17 protein-coding genes are annotated in these 21173 nt (G+C 53.3%); 7 read left to right on the top strand and 10 right to left on the bottom strand.

Annotation, left to right across the window (positions count from 1 at the left end):
• The first annotated feature begins 35 nt into the window (after positions 1 to 35).
• A complete protein-coding gene (locus tag C2M36_RS16490; RefSeq protein WP_105255827.1) occupies positions 36 to 980 on the top strand; it encodes a DMT family transporter in 945 nt (314 codons plus the stop codon).
• Here C2M36_RS16490 and C2M36_RS16495 read toward each other — a convergent pair.
• The 4 genes from C2M36_RS16495 to murI form a co-directional block, all read right to left on the bottom strand.
• Entirely contained in the window at positions 884 to 1501 is a 618-nt protein-coding gene (locus tag C2M36_RS16495; RefSeq protein WP_105255828.1) for a class GN sortase, read from the bottom strand. The genes C2M36_RS16490 and C2M36_RS16495 overlap by 97 nt on opposite strands.
• Positions 1494 to 3530 carry a marine proteobacterial sortase target protein gene (locus C2M36_RS16500; protein WP_105255829.1) on the bottom strand — a complete coding sequence of 679 codons (2037 nt, stop codon included), beginning with the start codon at positions 3528 to 3530 and terminating at the stop codon, positions 1494 to 1496. The genes C2M36_RS16495 and C2M36_RS16500 overlap by 8 nt, the downstream gene beginning before the upstream one ends.
• Before the next feature lie 25 nt (positions 3531 to 3555).
• Complete coding sequence (pdsO, locus tag C2M36_RS16505; protein ID WP_105255830.1) at positions 3556 to 4272, bottom strand: sortase-associated OmpA-like protein PdsO; 717 nt, start codon at positions 4270 to 4272, stop codon at positions 3556 to 3558.
• Between the two features lie 274 nt (positions 4273 to 4546).
• Positions 4547 to 5389 carry a glutamate racemase gene (gene murI / locus C2M36_RS16510; protein WP_199883058.1) on the bottom strand — a complete coding sequence of 281 codons (843 nt, stop codon included), beginning with the start codon at positions 5387 to 5389 and terminating at the stop codon, positions 4547 to 4549.
• Between the two features lie 244 nt (positions 5390 to 5633).
• Between murI and C2M36_RS16515 the strand changes: the two genes are divergently transcribed.
• Entirely contained in the window at positions 5634 to 6188 is a 555-nt protein-coding gene (locus C2M36_RS16515; RefSeq protein ID WP_105188328.1) for a hypothetical protein, read from the top strand.
• 73 nt (positions 6189 to 6261) lie between these two features.
• On the opposite strand, the gene C2M36_RS16520 is transcribed toward C2M36_RS16515, so the two are convergent.
• Positions 6262 to 7446 (bottom strand): NAD(P)/FAD-dependent oxidoreductase, encoded by a 1185-nt coding sequence (locus C2M36_RS16520; RefSeq protein ID WP_105255832.1) that lies wholly within the window; start codon positions 7444 to 7446, stop codon positions 6262 to 6264.
• 355 nt (positions 7447 to 7801) lie between these two features.
• Between C2M36_RS16520 and C2M36_RS16525 the strand changes: the two genes are divergently transcribed.
• Positions 7802 to 9916 carry a S8 family peptidase gene (locus C2M36_RS16525; RefSeq protein ID WP_199883059.1) on the top strand — a complete coding sequence of 705 codons (2115 nt, stop codon included), beginning with the start codon at positions 7802 to 7804 and terminating at the stop codon, positions 9914 to 9916.
• Positions 9917 to 9990: 74 nt separating this feature from the next.
• Here the strand turns inward: C2M36_RS16525 and C2M36_RS16530 are convergent, their stop codons facing one another.
• The 4 genes from C2M36_RS16530 to prlC form a co-directional block, all read right to left on the bottom strand.
• Positions 9991 to 10464 (bottom strand): peroxiredoxin, encoded by a 474-nt coding sequence (locus tag C2M36_RS16530; protein ID WP_105255834.1) that lies wholly within the window; start codon positions 10462 to 10464, stop codon positions 9991 to 9993.
• Positions 10465 to 10778: 314 nt separating this feature from the next.
• The gene (locus C2M36_RS16535; protein ID WP_105255835.1) at positions 10779 to 12713 is read right to left on the bottom strand and encodes a methyl-accepting chemotaxis protein; all 1935 of its coding nucleotides are present in this window, start codon (positions 12711 to 12713) and stop codon (positions 10779 to 10781) included.
• Between the two features lie 103 nt (positions 12714 to 12816).
• Positions 12817 to 13578 carry a class I SAM-dependent methyltransferase gene (locus tag C2M36_RS16540; RefSeq protein ID WP_105255836.1) on the bottom strand — a complete coding sequence of 254 codons (762 nt, stop codon included), beginning with the start codon at positions 13576 to 13578 and terminating at the stop codon, positions 12817 to 12819.
• Positions 13579 to 13708: 130 nt separating this feature from the next.
• Complete coding sequence (prlC, locus tag C2M36_RS16545) at positions 13709 to 15748, bottom strand: oligopeptidase A (RefSeq protein WP_105255837.1); 2040 nt, start codon at positions 15746 to 15748, stop codon at positions 13709 to 13711.
• Between the two features lie 136 nt (positions 15749 to 15884).
• On the opposite strand from prlC, the gene gorA reads away from it, so the two are divergent.
• Positions 15885 to 17246 carry a glutathione-disulfide reductase gene (gene gorA / locus C2M36_RS16550; RefSeq protein ID WP_105255838.1) on the top strand — a complete coding sequence of 454 codons (1362 nt, stop codon included), beginning with the start codon at positions 15885 to 15887 and terminating at the stop codon, positions 17244 to 17246.
• A gap of 227 nt (positions 17247 to 17473) precedes the next feature.
• Here gorA and C2M36_RS16555 read toward each other — a convergent pair whose 3' ends face one another.
• Complete coding sequence (locus tag C2M36_RS16555; RefSeq protein ID WP_233997917.1) at positions 17474 to 18016, bottom strand: TetR/AcrR family transcriptional regulator; 543 nt, start codon at positions 18014 to 18016, stop codon at positions 17474 to 17476.
• Between the two features lie 221 nt (positions 18017 to 18237).
• Here C2M36_RS16555 and C2M36_RS16560 point away from each other — a divergent pair, with 221 nt between their 5' ends.
• The 3 genes from C2M36_RS16560 to C2M36_RS16570 all read left to right on the top strand — a co-directional run bounded on the left by C2M36_RS16560 (position 18238) and on the right by C2M36_RS16570 (position 21133).
• Positions 18238 to 19524 (top strand): cation:proton antiporter, encoded by a 1287-nt coding sequence (locus C2M36_RS16560; RefSeq protein WP_105213329.1) that lies wholly within the window; start codon positions 18238 to 18240, stop codon positions 19522 to 19524.
• Between the two features lie 188 nt (positions 19525 to 19712).
• On the top strand, positions 19713 to 20138 hold the full coding sequence (locus C2M36_RS16565) for a DoxX family protein (protein ID WP_105255840.1): 426 nt from the start codon (positions 19713 to 19715) through the stop codon (positions 20136 to 20138).
• Positions 20139 to 20260: 122 nt separating this feature from the next.
• Positions 20261 to 21133, top strand: coding sequence for a LysR family transcriptional regulator (locus C2M36_RS16570; RefSeq protein WP_105255841.1), 873 nt, complete (start codon positions 20261 to 20263; stop codon positions 21131 to 21133).
• The last annotated feature ends 40 nt before the right edge of the window (positions 21134 to 21173 follow it).

The raw sequence follows: 21173 nt of genomic DNA on the forward strand, positions 1-21173 counted from the left end.
ATCGCCGCACATTTTCACCACACTAGTTATCTCTTATGCCAGCGAGCCTTTGCCTGATCATTGCCACCTTTTTATGGGGAAGCTCTTTTATCTCTTTAAAGTATGCAGTGGGAGTCTATGACCCGACTGTGGTGATTTTTTTGCGCATGCTCACCACCCTGGCGGTGTGCCTGTGCTTATGGCGTTTTGTAAAACGCTTTGAATACCAAAGTGGTGACTGGAAATACCTGCTGGGCATGAGTCTGGCCGAGCCCTGTTTATACTTTTTATTCGAAGGCCACGCCATGGAATACACCTCGGCGTCTCAGGCTGGGGTGATAGTCTCCTGTTTACCGCTGATCGTCGCATTCTTGGCCTTTTTTATGCTCAAAGAGCACATTAGCCGCGCCATTATCGTCGGCTTTACCCTGTGTATCGGCGGCAGTGTGCTGCTGACCCTGGTCTCGCCAAGCTCGGAGCAAGCGCCCAACCCCTTACTAGGCAACACCTTGGAATTCCTGGCCATGGTCTGCGCCGCCTTTTACACCGTGAGCGTAAAACGCCTGTGCAGCCGCTATGCGCCGCTTACGCTTATTGCCTTGCAGGGTCTGGCCGGCTCGATTTTCTTTGCGCCCTTTTTACTCTTTGTGGAAATGCCGCAGCAACACGACCCGGTGGCCTTTGCCCATATTCTTTACCTGGGCACCTTTGTTACCCTGGGCGGCTACGGCATGTATAACTATGCCATCAGCAAGGTATCCGTGCTGACAGCGGCGGCCTACTCAAACCTTATCCCCATCTTCACCCTGCTGCTGTCGGCCATAGTGCTGAGCGAGATCCTGACCCTGTGGCAATGGCTCAGCATCGCCGTGGTTTTTATCGGGGTGATGATAAGCCAGCGCCATCAAGCATTGGTGGTCGACCTCGACGAAGAGGATATCAGCGAGGCCGATACCAGCAAACGCAACTCGGTCCCGGCTACCGGCGAGTTAAAGGGATAACAGGTCACCAGATGCAGGCCGCTGGCTGCGGCGGCCTGAGTATCGCTTTGATGCACCACCTGTTTGCTGTCGATGCGATAACTCAGGGTGCGACCATCGCGCAGCGTCAGGCTTAATTCATCGCCCACCTGCACATGGCGTAAAAACGCGAAGTGAGTGTCGTTATGGGCGGCAATCACACTGGCGCCCTCACCTCCAAGCGGCCCAAAGGCCTCATCATGAGTTGGTGCAAACGCAAGATTACGGCCGCTGCTGCCGGCCAGCACAAAACGCTCCAGCGCCAAATGGGGCACACTCAATTTGGCCACCACATGGGTGTCGGCATAATACCAGGGCGGAATATTGGCTCCGGGCGCTGCCAGGCTTTGCTGCCAGGCCCGCTCAATAAACCATTGCGCCAACCAAGCCTTGCTCTGCATGTAGGCGCCCTGAGCAAAAAAGCTCGCCCCCAGCGCAAACAGGCCGATGGCGCCGTAGCGCCAATAACTTGTCCGGGCCGCTACTCGCTTTCCCTTAGCCATGAGCCTGTCCCCGCTCTCGTCTCAACCAAGCGGCCGTGCTTAACATCAAGAGTGCGCCCAATAATAAGTACCACAGGGATTGCCCGTCGGTTTGCGCAAAACGTTGCACCCGCTGGCCGCTGGCGACGTTATTGGCCACCTGCTCCTTATGCTGTGCCACGGTCGATGTGGCCACCTCTTCGACGGCAATAAAGGCGGTAAAGGGGCTAAGCAACTGGTGTTTCAGGGCCAAATCCAGCACCTGTGGGCGTACCGCTTCGGCCGGGTTATAAAGCAAGAGCGAGGCAATTTGCTGACGCGCCCACAAGCGGGCAATGGCTTCGCTGTGCGGATAGGTTTGACCGGTCTCGTGCATGGGCATGGTTAAGCGCAACGGTCCATGCTGGGTGTTGGCGTCGATATAAATATCCTGTTGCTGCGGCGCCAGTTTGATCGCCACCATCAGCGGCTCACCAAAGTAGAGATCCGGCAAGGGCTGCGGCCAATAGGACAATTCCTTGGCGCGCGCCGCGCTTAGGCGTACATCGCGCAGCGCCGGATTTTGCAGCCGTTCAAACAGGTCCTGCATCTGGGTTTTTACCTCGCTGCCATCGCTGATAAAGGTATAGCTGCCGCGGCCAACATGGGCGGCACGACGCATAAAGTAGCCATTGGGGGCACTGCCTATGCCCACGGTAAAGAGGCGGTTATCACCAAGTTGCCCCTGCACCAAATCAAACAGGGCTTGCTCGTTGCCGACGCTGCCGTCGGTTAAAAACACCACCTGACGCACATAGCTTGGATGCGTTTTACCATCGAGGGCCAAGTCCAGCGCCTGCGCCATTTCCGTACCGCCATCGGCCTGTAATTGATAGACAAAGCGCTCGGCATCGGCGCGGTTAAAGGCATTGGCCGCCACCGCCTGAGGGCGGAATAAGCGCGCACTGCTGTCAAAGTCGATAATGTTAAAACTGTCGTTTTCATCCAGGTTATCAAGTGCATAGAAAAGAGCCTGCTTGGCCGCATCCATGGAGCTGCCGTGCATGGAGCCGGAGCTGTCAATCACAAAGATAAGCTCACGGGCCAGGCGCTGCTGGGCGCTAAACTGGTCGCTTGGCGGCAACAGCATCAGCAGTCCATAGTCGCCGCTTTGCGCCGTTTGTCGAAAGAAGGCTGCCTGCGCCTGCTGACTCGGCGACACCTTGGCACGCAGCACAAAATCGCGATTCATGGCATCGTCACGTAATTGCACCCGGTAACGGCCAAAATCCGGATTACTCACCTGAGCCAGGTAGTGAGGCGTGCGGATCTGCTCCAGCTGCAAACCAAAATCTATCTCTATATCCAATTGCAGTAAGGGCTCACGCGAACTGTCGATAAAGTCCTGCTGCTGTGCCAGTTGCTCAACAAATTTAGGCGCCAGCCAGCCCTGCGCGCCATTATTGGTGGCGTTTGCAGTGGCTCGTAATTCTTCCAGGGCATGACTACGAGGATGATAGCGCGGTGTAAAGGTCATCGGCAGGCGCACGCTGAGCTCGGCATCGCGAAAACGGATCATTTCCTGATAACTCAGAGTGATTTCCACCCGCTCTCCGGGGCCAAGATTAGCAACCCGCGAGGAAAACATATTGGCGCGCTGCTGCTTTACCAAGGCCGCCCGTTTACCGGCACGCTGGGCGGCGCGATATTGACGCTCGGCCTGCTGCTTCTCGGCAATTTTACCCACTATGGTGCGCTCGCCGACCTTCATGGTCATGGCATGCACCGCGCTTTCGCTTGGCAGTGGAAACAGATACTGGGCGTTGACCGCAAAGGGGTGGCGATTTACAAACACCTGGGTCACCTGCACCTGGTTGATCAGCCCGGTGATCTGCATGGACGCTCGGGTACTCAAAAGGACGCCGGGCGCCACATTCGTTCCCTGAACATCGCTAAATTGCAGTTGTGCCTGGCCGCCGGAGAAGGCAATGGCATTGGCGGGGGTAAAGAAAATTAGGGATAAAAGGCTCACGGCGAGGGCTGTGAGCACTTTGTTAGGACAACTCAACATAATTTGGTCCTCGGGTTGCGGTGGCTTAGTTTTTCGCCATGCGGTTTTGCTGCGCACCGCGGGCCGTCAAGGTTACGCGACGATCAAAGAAGTTCGTTTCATATTCGTTACCATTGGCGACAATTTTCTGCTCACCTCGCCCTTCGGCGAACAGCTGAGTGGCGGCCACGCCTTGCTTTACCAGGTATTGCTGCACCGCATCGGCACGGCGCTGAGACAGGTCTAGATTCGCTTGCTCATCCCCTTGCACATCGGCATAGCCATTAAGGTTAAGGTTTAAGTCCGGCTTGCGCTTAAGGATCTGCGCAAGGTGATCCAGCTGCTCGGCAAAGTGGGGTTCGATGTGCGCCGAGCCGGAGCGAAACTGCACCGTCATGGCTAAAAGGTTGTCGATACGGGCTTGCTCTAAACGATTTTGCTCATCTTCCAGGGCGTTGATTTGCGCAGTCAGCGCGCGGTTTTGCTGCAAAGTACTGTGCAACTGTTGCTCCGTGTCCTGGTATTGGCTCAGCTGCACTTGCTGTGACTTGATGGTGCTGTACGCCGCTTCCTTTTCGCCGATAATGCCGCCGATAAAGGCTCCGGCAAAGGCACCGATAGGGCCGCCAACAATGGCCCCTACCGTGGCACCGGCGCCCAGACCCCAGGCGGTTTCCGTGGCCAGCTCTTTTTGCTCTTTTGCCATCGCTGGCGCCGCTACCAAAGTTGATACTAATGCAGTTACTAAAATGTGTTTTTTCATCGTCGTCATCCTTCAATTCTTAATGGGTTGGGGCAAGAACAGAAGTGGTTGCTTCCTCGCCTTGCTTGGTAGTTATTAAAACAAGGCACAGTGGCAACAAAGGGGCGCAAAAATGGAAAAACAGAGGGCAATTATGGCAACAAAGTGGCAAGCCTGAGCGCCAACTTAACAGGCTTTAAAACAGGGAGTTAAAGCATAGAAAGAAGTTGTAGGTCGGGCTTTCAGCCCGACAAAAGAGCAACATTGGTTAAATTTGTCGACGCAAAGCATCGACCTACAAGGCTAAAGCCTCGCCCAAAGTACCAAGCGACAAGGTGCAAACACTCGGCCACAGCACCTGTAACTGGGCGCTAAAGCGCTGACTGTCACCACTGGTGAGTAAACGTACTCGACCCGGCGTTGCGCTGGGCTCCGTTCCTAACTGCGTTTTTAACTGCGTTCCTAACTGAGAGCTTGGCGCTAAACGGCGCTGCAATTGCAAGGCCACCGCCTGCTCGGTGGTGATAAGGCTGACACCTTTAGGCAGAATGCGTCTTAGCAAGGGGGCAATAAAGGCGTAATGAGTGCAGCCCAAGACCAGCACATCCACACCCTGGCTCAGTAGAGGCTCACAATAACGACGCAATAGTGCCTCCGTGTGATCACCGTCGAGATGCAGGGCTTCTATGGTCGCCGCCAATTCGGGGCAAGGTTGAAAAACAATGCGCCCCAGGTCTTCGGCCTGTTGCCGGCACAGGCGCTGAAAGCTCTGCGACGCTATGGTACTGGGGGTGGCCAGCACGCCAATAACACCACTTTTGCTTTGCTGCAATGCGGGTTTCACGCCGGGTTCGACGCCAACTATAGGTAAAGAGTAATGCGCCCGCAGTGAGCCAATGGCCGCCATGGTGGCGGTATTACAGGCCACCACCACCGCCTTGGCGCCCTGGGTCGCCATATAATCGACTATGGCATGGCAGCGCCCGCGTATTTCGTCCTGCGTTTTACTGCCATAGGGCATAAAGCCGGAGTCGGCGATATAAAGCAGGTCTTCGCTCGGCAGCAACTGATGCACCGCCTGGGCCACGGCAAGGCCGCCGACGCCGGAGTCAAAAATACCTATCGCTTGCTTATTCATGGACGAGTTACGCATTATCTGGAGGGTAAACCTTTGGATGGCAAATTTTAGGGCCTTTGACGGTCAAAGCCAAGTCCAATCACGGCATCCCCCTCTTTCCTCTCGCACGCCTTCGGCAGAACCTTCGGTATAACCTTGCCTAAATGCCAATAGCTGCTAAAAATTAATGCTTACCGCGCGTAAATTCAAAGAGTAATACGCATTCCATTTTCATAATCAAACACCGCATCAGGGAGAGTCCCCAATGAGTAAGGATGTATATATCACGGTTCGTATTAATGATAAGTGTCAGCCCATAGACCGCGGCGACACCTATGAAGACCCATTGGATGAGGTATTGCAGCGACTGCAATTGGGGGAAGTCACGGGTGCCGGCACCCAGCTTAACGCAGAAAACCAGATTGAGTATTGTGAGCTTGACGTCTTGGTCAGCGGCGATATCGACCAGGCCAAGCGCGCCATTATCGACACCCTGGAGGGGATCGGTTTGCCCAAGGGCTCTAAGCTGTTTATTGACCGCGACGAATTTGCCATCGGCAATCATGAGGTGCTGGCCCTGCATTTCGATAACCTCACCCTGCCCGAGACCATTTACGAGCAACACGATATCAACGATGTGCTCGCCGAGGTTGAAACCCTGCTGGCCCACAGCGGCAAACGCAATTGCCACAGCAGCACCCATCACGAAACCATCGTCTACTATGGCGGCCCCTGCTTTACCACCATGGAGCAGCGCATCCTCGACTATGTGCGCCAACATCCGCTGTGCCAAAACGGCAGGATCACCCAGGCGGCGTAAGTTACTAGGATTGAATTAAAAAGGGTGACGCTTAGGTCACCCTTTTTATTAATCTTGTCTTTTGTGGGAAAGCCTAACAATACTGCCCACAGGCGAAGCCGCAGCTCCACGCATATTGGAAGTTGTAGCCGCCGAGCCAGCCGGTGACGTCGGTGACTTCACCGATAAAGTACAGGCCAGGGGCTTTTTTCGCTTCAAAGGTTTTTGAGCTGAGCTCATCCGTATCCACGCCGCCTAATGTCACTTCGGCGGTGCGATAGCCTTCGGTGCCATTGGGTTTGATTTGCCAGTTGTGCAGGTAGTCATGCAGCGCGGCAATTTGGCCGTGGGTCAGCTGATTGATATTGGCCTCAGGAATGGCCTTGGTGTCGTGCAGCATTTCCACAAAGCGCTTAGGTAAAATAGTCGCCAAGGCATTTTTCAATGACTTTTGTGCGCTTTGCTGACGTTGTTGTTCTAACCATTCGGTGATGTTTAGGGTAGGAAGTAAGTTAATACTCACTGCCTGCCCTGCGCGCCAAAATGAGCTGATTTGCAAAATGGCCGGGCCCGATAAGCCGCGGTGAGTAAAGAGAATATTCTCGCGAAATTGGGTACCGCACTCGCTTGTCACCAGGCAATCGACGCTGATGCCCGAGAGGCCATCAAAACGGTCTTTATCATGCTGGTGCAGGGTAAATGGCACCAAGGCAGCCATGGTAGGCAACACCTTTAAGCCGAACTGCTCGGCAATTTTATAACCGATTGGCGTGGCGCCGAGTTTTGGCATGGTAAGGCCACCGGATGCCACTACCAGGGATTCACATTCATAGGTGTGCGTGCTGGTTGTTACTATGTAGCCTTGCTCGGTTTTTTCCACACTGATGACTTCGCTGCGCAATTGTACGCTTACGCCCGCCCATTCACATTCGGTCATAAGAATATCGACGATGTCTTGAGCGCTGTTATCACAGAACAATTGGCCGAGGGTTTTGTGGTGGTATTGCAGGCCGTGGCGGTCGACCAGGTCGATAAAGTCGCGCTGAGTGTAGCGACTCAAGCAGGATTTTACGAAGTGCGGGTTGGCACAGAGGTAATTTTCGGGGCTGGCATTTTCGTTGGTGAAGTTACAACGACCACCGCCGCTGATCAGGATCTTACGGCCGGGCTTTTTGCCCATATCGACCACCACTACATCGCGGCCACGGTAACCCGCTTGCGCTGCACACATTAAACCCGCAGCACCGGCACCAATAATCACCACATCTTTTTTAATCACAACATCACCCCTAGAAAAACCGCCGCTATTCTACCAAGCCAGGGCCGACAAAGATATTTACCCGGGTTAATTAAACGCGCCGAATGCCAGACAAGAGCACCGAATTTAAACGCAGGTTGAATTGCACCCAAAGCAACAATAGAACAAAAACCAGCCAACCAAAACTAAACCAAAAGTATTAATGGAAACAAAAATAAAGGTACTAAGTGATTAATTTTAACCGTATATACGGCCAGATATAACAACTTGTACCTCTTTTATTTCCAAAAGTTATTACAAAAATATTAACAAATAATTTACCATCCTCTGCGAAGTGTACCATTTGGGTACAAACTAAAAATAAATGGGGACTCTTATGACAACTAGAAAAACACTCCTCGCGCTAGCAATCCCGATAGCTATTAGCTCATCGGCCCTCTACGCGAATGACATTCAAGAAGTGACGGCGCCGCAACAGGCAACACTGGCACAAACTCAGGCCAAGCTAAAAGGCCAATCGCCATTAACCACGCGCTTTATCATCAAGTACAAAGACAACGCCGAGCTAGGCACCAGTGCTGCGACCATGCCAGGCAATGGCAAGGCGCGTGCAAAGAAATTTGTTGATGGCTTTAAAACCAATCGTGGCCAGGCTCGCGCTCAATACGTGCGAGAAATGGCCCTGCAAAATCACCACGTGATCCGTACAGATAAGAAATTATCGGCGCAAGAAGCAAAGCAGTTCATGCAAGACATGGTTGCCAGCGGCGAAGTGGAATACATCGAAATCGACCAGATGTTAAAGCCGTTCGCCACACCGAACGACCCACGCTACGGCGATCAGTGGCACTACTATGAAGCGGCCGCAGGCATCAACGCACCAGCGGCATGGGACTCAGCAACCGGTGCCGGTGTAACCGTGGCCGTGCTTGATACGGGTTACCGCCCACACGCCGACTTAAACGCCAATATCCTCCCTGGTTATGACATGATCTCCGACACCTTCGTTGCCAACGATGGCGGCGGTCGCGATAACGACGCCCAGGATCCGGGTGATGCCATTACCGCAAACGAGTGTGGTTACACACACGGTGCACAAGGTTCAAGCTGGCACGGCACTCACGTAGCGGGTACGGTAGCGGCCGTTGCCAACAATGGCGAAGGGGTAACGGGTGTTGCCTATGACGCCAAAGTTGTGCCGGTTCGTGTACTGGGTAAATGTGGTGGTTTAACATCAGACATCGCCGATGCCATCGTATGGGCATCAGGTGGTTCGGTATCGGGCGTACCAGCCAACGCTAATCCAGCGGATGTGATCAACATGAGTCTAGGTGGCAGCGGTTCATGTAGCTCTACTACCCAAAACGCCATCAACCAGGCACGTGCCAACGGCACTGCGATTGTTATCGCCGCCGGTAACGACAACGACAATTCGGCAAACTACAACCCGGGTAACTGTAGCGGTGTAATCAACGTGGCCTCGGTTGGCCGTAACGGTGGTCGAGCCTACTACTCAAACTATGGTTCAAACATCGATGTGGCGGCACCGGGTGGCGCACAAAGCTTCGCTAACGACCCTGAAGGTATCTTATCTACCCACAACTCGGGCTCAACCTCACCTTCAAGCGACAGCTACCACTACTCGCAAGGCACCTCTATGGCGGCGCCTCACGTAGCGGGTGTGGCTGCACTTATCAAACAAGCTAAACCCACGGCGACACCGGATGAAATAGAAAGCATCCTGAAGTCGACCACCAAGGGCTTTAGCGCAACCTGTACCAGCTGTGGTACCGGTATCGTTGATGCGGCGGCTGCGGTTGCTCAGGCAAGCGGCGGTACACCACCACCCAGCAGTGGCAATGAGCTGACACCAGGCACGGCAGAAACTGGTTTAAGCGGCGCAGCCGGCTCTGAAACAACCTACACCATGACGGTACCTTCGGGCGCCACTAACGTGACCTTCACCACCAGCGGTGGCAGCGGCGACCTGGACATGTATGTTAAGGCGGGCAGCGCGCCAACCACATCAAGCTATGATTGCCGTCCATATGAGAACGGTAACAACGAAACCTGTAGCATCGACAACCCAACGGCGGGCACCTACTACGTGATGCTGCGCGGTTACAGCGCCTACAGCAATGCATCGCTATTGGGTGAGCTAACTACCTCAGGTGGCGGCACGGGCACCGGCGGTGGCGGTACCGTATCCGATATTTCAGCATCGGCGGGTCAGTGGAAACACTACACATTGGAAGTGCCTGCGGGCATGAGCACCTTGGATGTCAACATCTCCGGTGGTACAGGTGATGCCGACCTATTTGTTCGCTTTGGCGCACAGCCTACGGCAAGCAGCTATGACTGTCGTCCATATAAAGGCGGCAACAACGAAAGCTGTAGCTTTAGCAACCCACAAGCGGGTACCTGGCATATTAGCCTTAATGCTTACCAGACCTTCTCTGGTGTGACATTAAACGCGCAATATAACCCTTAGGATATTCTCCTACCCAGCAAAAAGGCCGCGCTATGCGGCCTTTTTTATGCAAGCAAAACGAACCCTTATTAAAATTAAAGGTTCGCCAGTACATGCTCGGCTTTAGATACTTCAAACTGCTTGTCTTCTTCCACAAACAGCTGGGTAACCACGCCATTGTCTACCACCATGGCATAACGCGTTGAACGCACGCCACCGAAGTCACCCGTGTCTTTATCCAGCCCCAGAGCCTTGGTAAAGCTGGCATCGCCATCGGCCAGCATACGTATACGATCGGCATTCTGGCTCTCGCCCCAGGCCTTCATAACAAAGGCATCGTTCACCGACACACACATGACTTCGTCAACGCCTTTTGCTGCAAACTCTTCGCGCAGAACAACAAAGCCGGGTAAGTGCGCCGCCGAGCAGGTCGGTGTAAAGGCGCCGGGTACGGCAAACAGCACCACTTTTTTATTGGCGAACAGCTCGTCGGTAGTGAAATGGCTCAGCCCCTGCTCGCCTAGTTGCGTCAGGCTCGCGGCTGGAATTTTTTGACCTTGGGCAATCATAATAAACTCCTTCTGGGTTAGGGTCTGTTGACCTTTGTTGTTTGTTTCTGCAGCAGTTTGTAGTGAATTTATACAAGGCGGCACATGTGTGGTGTAGTTATTCTACATGAACATGTAACAACACAGTAGAAATGCGCTACAAGCGCTGCCCTACGGGTTCATCTAAACGCATCCTGCTCTGTGTTGCTCGCTATGAACATAGAATAACTATGCACCATAACGAGCGTCGTGACCAGAATGCGTTTAGATTGAACATAAAGTAAACCGCAAAGATAAACAGACCCTATATAATCAGGGTAGATCTTGGGCCATTATCACGCTTTTAAACCCAGACTTTCGCGAATTGTCTGCATTTGTTGCTGCAAGCTTTGATAAATGCCCTTCACCTTGCTGTCGGAGCTCTCGATTTGCGTCTGCATTGCCTGCATCGATGACTCAAACTCACTCAGCATTTCCTGCTGACGCTGGGCGTAATCGGTGGCCTGTGCCGCCACCTCATTGGCCTGGGCGGCACTTTGCGATACGTCTTCGGCGGTGCGTTTAAGCTCCTGGGCATTATCCGTTTGCGTTTGCGCCTGAGTCGCCAGCTCGCCGATGTTTTGCGACACCCGCTGCGAATGACCACTGAGCTCGCCGAGCTGGGCATGAATATCGCCCAGCGATTGTTGTGTTTGCTGCGCCAGTTTACGCACCTCATCGGCGACCACGGCAAAACCGCGGCCATGCTCGCCGGCCCGCGCCGACTCGATGGCGGCGTTGAGTGCCAGCAGGTTGGTTTGCTCGGCAATATTGTTGATCACATCCAACACCTTGGACACATCGTCCACGCCGGCCAGCAACTGACGCAGGCTCTGCATGCCATCGTCGATGCGCTGCTCCGTGGTTGCCGAAGCATGCAACATGGCCTCGGCAACACTCACGCTCTGCGCCATGGACGCATGGGTCTGCTGGGCATTGGCCGCCACCTGGGCATTCACGCTGTTAACGTCGTCCCCCAGGTGCTGCACCTGAGTCAACAGGCTTTGACTATGGCCGGCCAGTGCCGTACTTTGCTCCGCACCCTGACTGATGTGTTCCAGGTTTTCACTCATTTCCCGCATAAACTCGTTGATCACCTGCAGCATTTGCTGTCGGGCCTGAGCTTGTGCCTGCTGGCGCTGCAGCAGTTGATTAAAATAGGCGGCGATTTCCCCCACCTCGGTGTGGGCATTTTTACTGATGATGGGCGCCGGCTCGTTGCTGTCGAGCAAGTCAGCAAAGCCATCACGAAGCTGGCGCAAGGGGTTCAGCACCTGAGAGCGCTGCAACAAATACACCGCCCCCGCCAACAGCAATAAGCCACCAATCGCCGCACCAAAGAAGAAAAGTACACGGGTTTTCACCGCCTCCTGCTCGGCTAACAACTGCTGCTCGGCAGCCACCACCACCTCGGCAATGGCCGCCACTTCGGCGCGTAACTGCTGCATGCCTTGCTGGCGCGTTTGTCCCTGCTCTAAGGTGCCTTGTAAATCGCGAGGAAAACGCTTCGGCCAGGAGCGGATCTCCGCTTTAATTTCAGCGGCCAGATCTTCGGGCTCGGCGTCAAAGAACAACTCGTCTTCATCAACCTCACTCATCACTCCCAGGTTATCCAGAGCCTCGATGTCTGCGGCCAAGGCATTGAGTTGTGCCAGCGCCTGATTGACGTTTGCTTCTTTTTCACTGCTGTAATCCTGATACAGGGCCTGAGTGGCCAGACTCAAGGTCAGCACGCTTTGATAATAATCGCCGGCTAGGGCGATATATTCGGTGGCTAAGGCGCGCTTGTCGGGCTGCGCCTGACGGGCATAATTAAGCAGGGAATTGGCCGAGCCGGCCATTTGTCTAAGGGCATTGTCCAACAATGCACTGCTGTTACCCGAGAGTTTACCCAGGGCACGGTAATCCCCTTCTATGCCTTTAACCAACTGGGTTAACAGCGGCGCAAGCTGTTGCTCCAAGATTGGGGATAAGCCGGGGAGTTGCTCCGTTTGCATGCGCTTCAACCTATGCTCGGCATTGAGCAGGTACTGGGCATCGCCGGCACTTAGGTAGTCTTCAATGTCCGCGGTCAGCGCTAGGGTGATGTCGTTTTTGAGTAAGCCGTATTGGCTGCTTTGCTGTTCCAGGGTTTGCAGAGTTGCAAACGCCCACCACAGGGTCGCTACCAGCATTAAACTGGCCAAAGAAAGCAGTAACGCGAGCAATCGCGTAAAGGTTGAGACGCGCATGCCTATCTCTTAGGTCGATAACAATGCGCGTAGAATATTAATTATTTATGACAAGGATATGAAAATAATACAAAAATAAGATATTACCTAATTCGAAAACAGGTTATTTCATGGCCGCATTCACGTACACATCGAAACGGTTTTTCTTGGTCTTGATCTGAGTGCTGGGAGTGTGTTCGTTTAAAAACGGCGCATAATCCGGGCGTTTAACCACCACCCTTTTGCTCGCCAGTTGCAGCGCCGGCGTCAGCAGATCATCGGCATCGCCGTCATCCCCCACCAGGGATTGGAACACCCGCATTTCCTTTTTGACCAAAGCGGATTTTTCCCGATGCGGGAACATAGGGTCAAGATACACCACATCAACTTCCCCCTCGGAAAGGGGTTGCTTCTCTAACAGCACGTGGCTGCTGCCATGATGCAGGTGCATGCGCTCCTTCATCCAGGGGCCGATTTCCGTATCCAGGTAGGCGCGTTCCAGGCCATCATACAGCAAGGCCGCAACCACTGGGTGGCGTTCAAAAAGGGTGACCTTGCAGCCGAGCGAAGCCAGTACAAAAGCATCGCGGCCAAGTCCGGCGGTGGCGTCGAGCACATGGGGCGTGGCGCCCTTATTCAGGCCGACGGCCTTGGCAATAGCCTGGCCTTTGCCGCCACCAAACTTACGGCGGTGAGCCGCGGCACCTTCGACAAAGTCGACGCGAATAGGCGTGAGCTTGGGCTCGTCACGCTTGCATAAGGCCAATCCCAACTCATCGTATTGCAGGTAAAATTGCTCATCGAGTGGACATTCATCCAACTTAAAGCGCTGGCTTAGGGTATCGCAATAGGCTTGCGCGGTATCGATACGGCAATAGATGTGCACGACTTTCTCCGTGGAAATGGCTGTTGAGGGGTATGATATCAGGAATTTTTAGCCGCACCGATCACTTAAATACAGTGAAAAGTGCGGCTAAATATTTGGCTACGCCATTGGCAATGCTTTCGGCATAGCCTTAAGCAACAATGCCACTGTGACGCAGCAGGGCATCCACGCTTGGCGCACGGCCACGGAAACGCTCAAACAACACCGCAGGCTCCTCCGAGCCACCCTGCTCAAGGATATGGGTTAAGAAGGCACGGCCGGTGTCTGCGTTAAAGATCCCTTCTTCCTCAAATTTAGAGAAGGCATCGGCCGAGAGCACTTCCGCCCATTTGTAAGAGTAGTAACCAGCGCTGTAGCCACCCGCAAAAATGTGGCTAAAACTATGCTGGAAACGATTAAAGCTTGGCGCCTTAACAACCGACACCTGCTCACGCACGCAATCGAGAATGGCCTGAATTTCGCTGCCCTTGCTCGGGTCGTAGTCCGCATGAATATGAAAATCAAACAAGGAGAACTCAAGCTGACGCACCATCTGCATCGCCGACTGGTAGTTCTTCGCCGCCAATAGTTTATCCAACAGCTCCTTCGGCAAAGGCTCATGAGTTTCATAATGACCCGAGATAAAGGCCAGCGCCTCCTGCTCGTAACACCAGTTTTCTAAAAACTGACTTGGCAGCTCCACCGCATCCCAGGCGACACCGTTAATGCCGGCAACGGCGGCGGCGTCTACCTGAGTCAGCATATGGTGCAGACCATGGCCAAACTCATGGAACAGGGTAACCACTTCGTCATGGGTAAACAGCGCCGGCTTATCGCCCACCGGACGGTTAAAGTTACACACTAAGTAGGCCACTGGCGTTTGCAATTGTCCGCCTAAACGCACCTTGCGGCCCATGCAGTCGTCCATCCAGGCACCGCCGCGTTTGTGCTCACGGGCATAGAGGTCGAGGTAGAAACGGCCACGCAGGGTATCGCTGCTGTCGTAAATCTCGAAAAAGCGTACGTCTTTATGGTAGGTATCAAATTCTTTTTGCTCTTCAACACGAATGGCAAACAGCTTTTCAACGGTTTTAAACAAGCCGCTCAGAACCCTGTCTTCGGGGAAATACGGACGCAGCTGCTCGTCGCTGATGGCATATTTTTCCTGCTTTAGCTTTTCGCTGTAATAGGCATAGTCCCAGGCTTCCAGCGCCGTTACACCGTGAGTTTGCTCGGCATAGGTGCGCAGCTCCTCTAAGTCTTGTTGCGCCTGCGGCTTAGACTTGGCGGCCAGGTCGTTGAGGAAGCCAAATACCTGCTCCGTTGAGTCAGCCATCTTGGTTGCCAGTGACTTTTGGGCATAGTTTTCAAAGCCTAACAACTGCGCCAGTTCATGACGCAATTTAAGCTCTTCGTCCATAATGGCACTGTTGTCATATTCGCCGGCGTTAGGGCCCTGATCTGAGGCGCGGGTAACAAAAGCGGTGTAGGCTTCTTCACGTAGTTCGCGGTTATCCGCATGGGTCATGATCGGCAGGTACGAGGGAATATCTAGGGTAAACAACCAACCTTCTAATTCTTTGCTTTGGGCGGTGTGTGCCGCCAGGTCTTTTGCCGACTCGGGCAAACCGGCCAGCTCACTCTCATCGGTGATATGCTTTTGCCAGGCCAAGGTGGCATCCATTACATTATTGCCGAACTTGGCGCTGAGCTCACTCAGGCGACTGACGATTTCGCCGTAGCGTTTTTTATCCTTGTCATTCAATGCGATGCCCGATAATTTGAAATCACGAAGGGCGTTATCTATGACCTTCTTTTGCGCCTTGCTTAGGCGAGTGTATTCATCGCTGTTGGCCATTGCCGTATAGGCATCGAACAGACCCTGATGCTGGCCCACAAAGGTGCTGTATTCGCTCAACAGCGGCAATACCGCGTCGTAAGCTTCGCGCAGCTCAGGGGTGTTTACCACCGAGTGCATATGGGAGACGGGTGAAAATAAGCGGCCCAGTTTGTCATCAGCCTCTTCCAGAGGCATCACCAGACCTTGCCAGGTAAAATTCTGCGCTTCAAGAACCTGGGCTATGGTGTCTTTACATTCTTTGATGCCATGCTCGACGGCCGGTTGCACATGCTCGGGCTTAATTTTTGAAAACGGCGGCAAGCCTTCGAGGGCGATCAAGGGGTTAGTCATAACTGAGTCTCATAATACGATTAATACCTACATTCTTGGGGCAATACGGCAAAATACAAGTGCAGATCAGCGCCTTCATTTCTGCTATGGTATGGCAAACCAAATATGACAGTAAAAGTTCATAGGAATAAACAACATGTCTCAACACTTTGATTATATTTGCATCGGTGGCGGCAGTGGTGGTATCGCCTCGGCTAACCGTGCCGCCATGCGCGGTGCCAAGGTGGCCCTGATTGAAGCCACTCACCTGGGCGGCACCTGCGTAAACGTAGGTTGCGTACCGAAAAAAGTAATGTGGCACGGCGCCCAAATTGCCGAAGCCATTAAACTCTACGCACCGGATTATGGCTTTGATGTTGAGCTAAAAGACTTTAACTGGCAAAAACTGGTGGAAAGCCGCGAAGCCTATATTGGCCGCATCCACCAGGGTTACAATAAATACCTGGCCAGCAATGGCGTTACCGTGATCAATGGCTTTGCCAAGTTTGTCGATAACAAAACCGTTGAAGTGAATGGCGAGCACTACAGCGCCGACCATATTCTTGTGGCCGTCGGTGGTCGCCCGACCATTCCTAATATTCCCGGCGCCGAGTATGGCATCGACTCTAACGGCTTCTTTGAATTAAACGAGCAACCCAAGCGCGTTGCGGTTGTTGGCGCCGGCTATATCGCCGTGGAAATTGCCGGTGTATTAAATAGTTTGGGCACAGAGACTCACCTCTTTGTGCGTCGCCATGCGCCGCTGCGCACCTTTGATGGCATGCTGGTTGACACCCTGGTCGAGGTAATGAAAAAAGAAGGCCCGACCCTGCACACCGAGTGCTCACCGAAAGAAGTGGTTAAAGAAGCGGATGGCAGCCTGACTCTGCACTTCGAAAATGGTCACAGCCAGAATGTCGACCAGGTGATCTGGGCCATTGGCCGCACGCCGACCACGGATGCCATTAATATTGCCGCGGCGGGTGTGGAAGTGACCGAGTCTGGTTATGTGAAAGTCGATGAATATCAAAACACCACGGCCGAAGGCGTGTATGCGGTGGGCGATATTATCGAAGGCGGCATCGAGCTGACGCCGGTGGCGGTTAAGGCTGGCCGTATTCTTTCCGAGCGCCTGTTTAATGACGAGCTGCCGAATGATATGAAGATGGACTATAACCTGGTTCCTACCGTGGTCTTTAGCCACCCGCCCATCGGTACCATAGGTCTTAGCGAAGAGCAAGCCATTGCCGAGCACGGTGAGGAAAATATCAAGGTGTACACCTCAAACTTTGCCGCCATGTATACCGCCGTGACCCAGCACCGTCAGCCCTGTGCCATGAAGTTGGTATGCCTGGGCAAGGAAGAGAAGATAATCGGCCTGCACGGCATCGGCTTTGCCGTGGACGAGATGATCCAGGGCTTTGCCGTGGCGATGAAGATGGGCGCAACCAAGGCCGACTTTGATGCGGTGGTGGCGATACACCCAACAGGCTCTGAAGAATTTGTGACCATGAGATAGAAAGGCTTGGGCTATCATCCCTGATGGTACGCCCGGCTCGACATTCTTGTCTCGCGTTCAAGCCTAAAAGAGCTACGCGCTCTCGCTCTTCGAGCAGCTTTCACCCAACAGGCTCTGAAGAATTTGTCACCATGAGATAAGAGTGCGTGAACAATTCACCTAAAAAAAGGGCCACTAGGCCCTTTTTTTATCTTAAGAAATCTTTCCTGCCCCAGCCACCATTCCCCTTAACCTCGTTCCTTTTCCGCCAGATAACTCCCCAGCACTAAACGCAGTTCATTTACCGTTGCCTCGACGCTGCTCGGCTCGAGCAAATATGCTTGCTGCATGGTACCAGCGGTGATGTTCTGGACCATAATCGCCAGAAATTGACTGTCTTGTGGCGATAAATCCGGGTTACGCAAGGCCACTATCTTGGTCATAAAGAGAATAAATTCGGAGTTTTTATGAGGCTGACGCACTTCTTGCACAACCGGTAAATAATCGCCGTGCTGCCACACATAATTGGCAAAGGGCAGCAACAACTTATCAACCAGCTCATAGGGAGACAGGGTTAACCACAGCTGATCATCCACCTCTTCCAGGGTACGCACAATATCGCCGATAGACTCTTCGTGTCGCTCGAACAAGGCCTTGAGTACCGCATCCCGGTCGGAGAAGAAATGATAAAGGGAGCCGATAGAGGTGTGTGCCATTTTCGCCAGGTTTTGCATGGTCAAGTTTGCCAATCCATCCGCTTCAATTATTTTGGCGGCGGCATCTAGTAACATTTGCACACGGCGAAATCCCCTTTCCTGCTGGGGAGTGCGTAGGGCTGTGTTTTTAGCATTCGAATTTGTCATAGACTCTTTTACTGACTTGGGTCCTGCTGAACATTAAAAACATTTGAGCACACCCAGGCGATGAAAAACAAGAAAATTAGATGACATCCTCTAGTTTTAAAACTAGAATGCTTCCTCTATTTTATTACTCTAGTTGCGAGCAATGCGTTATGAGTATCTGGTACCTACTTTGCCTGCTGTCGACCCTGGCAGTGTTAATCGCCTTCAGTAACCAGTTTCTGGTGAAAACTCAGCCCACCATTGCCATCACGGCAGGGTCCTTGTTGATGTCGATGTTGCTTATTCTCGCCGGTAAGGTCTTTGGTACCGACGCCACACAGGAACTCTTTAACTTGGTTGCCGAAATAGATTTTAAGCAATTTCTACTGGATGGCGTTCTGGGGGTGTTACTCTTTGCCGGAGCGCTGGAAATTGACCTTAGGGTGATGAAAAAGCAACGCAAAGAAATAGCCGTCCTGGTGCTGTTTTCAACCCTGGTCTCTACCTTTATCGTGGCTTATCTTAGTTATCAGTTACTGGGCTTTATGGGTTGGCCCGTGCCCTTTATCTACTGCTTGCTTTTTGGGGCGCTGATCAGCCCTACCGACCCCATCGCCGTGCTGGCCATCATCAAGCAAATGAAGGCGCCGGAAAACATTTCCATTCAGGTAGAGGGCGAGTCGCTGTTTAATGACGGTGTCGGCCTGGTGCTGTTTACCACCATTTTAGCCGTGGCCTTGTCGGGCACCGCGCCGACCGCAGCCGGGGTTGCCCACCTGTTTTTGGTCGACGCTATTGGCGGCATCGCCTTTGGCCTGGTACTCGCCTTCGTCTCCCATGTACTGATCATAAAAAGCCGTGAAGCCAATATTCGCCTGCTGCTCACCATCTGTATTCCCACCGCCGGCTTTGCCACCGCGAATCTGCTCGGAATATCCGGGGCCTTGGCCATGGTGGTCAGTGGTATCTTTATTGGTAATGTAACCCGAGGAAAAGCGGCGACCATGTCGCGCTACACCAGCGTTCGCAACGTTCGTAACTTCTGGCATGCCATCGAAGGCGCCTTAAATGCGCTCTTGTTCCTCTTGATTGGCCTGCTGTTAGTCACCCTGCCCTTTACCTGGGAAGAAATAAGCATTGGCTTACTCATGATACCCATTGTCCTGCTGGCGCGTTTTATCAGCGTATCGCTGCCCTACCTCGCTTTTCGCCGCTTCCGCCAGTACGATGTGAATGCGGTGCGCATTCTCACCTGGGGTGGCTTGCGAGGCGGACTTGCGCTGGCGATGGCGGCCTCCATTCCTGCGGGCCAGGCCGTAGTTAATGGCACGGATATTAAAACCCTGTTGGTGACCTTAACCTACGTGGTGGTGATCTTCTCCATTATTGTTCAGGCGTCCACCATTCGCCCTCTTATCGAAGGCAGTATCCGCGCCTCGGCAAACAAGGATTCCTGAACCCAGGCACATAGTTCAGGGTTAATCTAGGCTCACCCAGATTAGCCCTGCTCTAGCCCGGCAAACGCCGCCCCAGCAACCATTCGTTTTTTTAGAATGGTAAGCGCTAATTTTACTAATTTTCGTTCTTATAAATTGAGTCTATTATTTCCTTATCGCAACACAGAGACCTAATTAAGGAAACGAAGATGAACTTACACACACTTATTAACAGCAACGAGACTCTCACCAACATCAGTGCCCTACTCGCGCGCTTTGGTTTAACCGCACTCTTTGTGCTTACCGGCTTAAGTAAAATCGAATTCTACGATGCCACGGCCCAGTACATGGCCTCGGTTGGCGTCCCCGGCATGTTACTGCCGCTGGTTATTTTATTAGAGGTCGTTGGCGGCATCATGATTATTGCCGGCCTGCTGACTCGCTTAACCGCCTTGGCCTTTGCACTCTTTAGTGTGGTGAGCGCCCTGCTGTTCCACTTTCAGCTTGACGACCAAACGCAGTTTTTAATGTTCTATAAGAACATCGCCATTGCCGGTGGCTTCCTTGCCCTAGCGGCCTCGGGAGCGGGCAAATTCAGCCTGGATGCGCTGTTGCTTCGCCGCCAGGCCAACTAACCGCAAATGAATCAAAGGCCCGCACCCTGCGGGCCTTTTTGCCGCTTATCAGCCGGGTGAGGCCTTTCTTTTTACCCAGCGCATGTTAGGGTTAGGCTATGATTAATCGTCCTTTTTAGCTCATGCTCAGGATCACCTTAGAACAGTGGCGGATGTTTCGCGCCGTCGTCGAATCTGGCGGCTTTAACCAGGCCGCACAGAGCGTGCACAAAAGCCAATCAAGCGTACACAGTGCGGTCGCAAAAATTGAGGCCGCCTTCGGCGTTAAGCTCTTTCATATAGAGGGGCGGCGCACCGTACTCACCGACGCCGGAAAAATGCTGCTCAGACGCGCCGAATATTTGTTGGAAGAAGCGGCCAAGGTCGAAGCCATAGGCCACACCTTGGGCGACGGCATAGAGTCGCGTCTGCGTATCGCCGTCGACCAAACCCTGCCACAGCATCTTCTCTATGCCGTGCTCGAAGCCACCAGCAGCCAGTATCCGTTATTACGCATTGAGTTGTTTGAGTCCATTTTGACCGGCGCCTTGGAGTTAGTGCAAAACGATCAGGTAGAGCTGGCTGTCTCCCCCTACTCTGGCGATGGCTTTAGCGAGCAGCTTTGCAGTATCGACTTTATCGCCGTGGCACACCCGCGGCATGCTCTGCATCATCTGGGTCGAGCGCTGACCCGTGAAGATTTAAAAGCCCATCGCCAAATAGTTATTCGCGACTCCGCCCTTCAGGGGAAACAAGATGCAGGTTGGCTGGGCGCCGATCAGCGTTGGACGGTTAGCCAGATCAACACCTCCATCGACATGATAGGCAATGGCCTGGGCTTTGCCTGGTTACCCAAGCATGCCATTACCCGTGCCCTTGCCGATGGCACCTTAAAACCCCTGCCGTTAAGTAGCGGCGCACAGCGCACCCATCCGCTGTATCTCTTGTTCAAAGACGGCGATAACCTGGGGCCGGCGGCACGGACTTTTATTGGCGAGTTACGCAGTCGGGTATAAATCGCAGGCCCAACAAGCGTTCGCTTAAAACGAACGATAT

Source organism: Pseudoalteromonas sp. T1lg75, from assembly GCF_002964705.1.
Classification (GTDB): domain Bacteria; phylum Pseudomonadota; class Gammaproteobacteria; order Enterobacterales; family Alteromonadaceae; genus Pseudoalteromonas.

Excerpts from the sequence above, each read along its gene's own strand:
- C2M36_RS16490 (WP_105255827.1), top strand. The coding sequence starts at position 36 with ATGCCAGCGAGCCTTTGCCTGATCATTGCCACCTTTTTATGGGGAAGC.
- C2M36_RS16495 (WP_105255828.1), bottom strand. The coding sequence starts at position 1,501 with ATGGCTAAGGGAAAGCGAGTAGCGGCCCGGACAAGTTATTGGCGCTAC.
- C2M36_RS16500 (WP_105255829.1), bottom strand. The coding sequence starts at position 3,530 with ATGTTGAGTTGTCCTAACAAAGTGCTCACAGCCCTCGCCGTGAGCCTT.
- pdsO (WP_105255830.1), bottom strand. The coding sequence starts at position 4,272 with ATGAAAAAACACATTTTAGTAACTGCATTAGTATCAACTTTGGTAGCG.
- murI (WP_199883058.1), bottom strand. The coding sequence starts at position 5,389 with ATGAATAAGCAAGCGATAGGTATTTTTGACTCCGGCGTCGGCGGCCTT.
- C2M36_RS16515 (WP_105188328.1), top strand. The coding sequence starts at position 5,634 with ATGAGTAAGGATGTATATATCACGGTTCGTATTAATGATAAGTGTCAG.
- C2M36_RS16525 (WP_199883059.1), top strand. The coding sequence starts at position 7,802 with ATGACAACTAGAAAAACACTCCTCGCGCTAGCAATCCCGATAGCTATT.
- C2M36_RS16530 (WP_105255834.1), bottom strand. The coding sequence starts at position 10,464 with ATGATTGCCCAAGGTCAAAAAATTCCAGCCGCGAGCCTGACGCAACTA.
- C2M36_RS16535 (WP_105255835.1), bottom strand. The coding sequence starts at position 12,713 with ATGCGCGTCTCAACCTTTACGCGATTGCTCGCGTTACTGCTTTCTTTG.
- prlC (WP_105255837.1), bottom strand. The coding sequence starts at position 15,748 with ATGACTAACCCCTTGATCGCCCTCGAAGGCTTGCCGCCGTTTTCAAAA.
- gorA (WP_105255838.1), top strand. The coding sequence starts at position 15,885 with ATGTCTCAACACTTTGATTATATTTGCATCGGTGGCGGCAGTGGTGGT.
- C2M36_RS16555 (WP_233997917.1), bottom strand. The coding sequence starts at position 18,016 with ATGTTACTAGATGCCGCCGCCAAAATAATTGAAGCGGATGGATTGGCA.
- C2M36_RS16560 (WP_105213329.1), top strand. The coding sequence starts at position 18,238 with ATGAGTATCTGGTACCTACTTTGCCTGCTGTCGACCCTGGCAGTGTTA.
- C2M36_RS16565 (WP_105255840.1), top strand. The coding sequence starts at position 19,713 with ATGAACTTACACACACTTATTAACAGCAACGAGACTCTCACCAACATC.
- C2M36_RS16570 (WP_105255841.1), top strand. The coding sequence starts at position 20,261 with ATGCTCAGGATCACCTTAGAACAGTGGCGGATGTTTCGCGCCGTCGTC.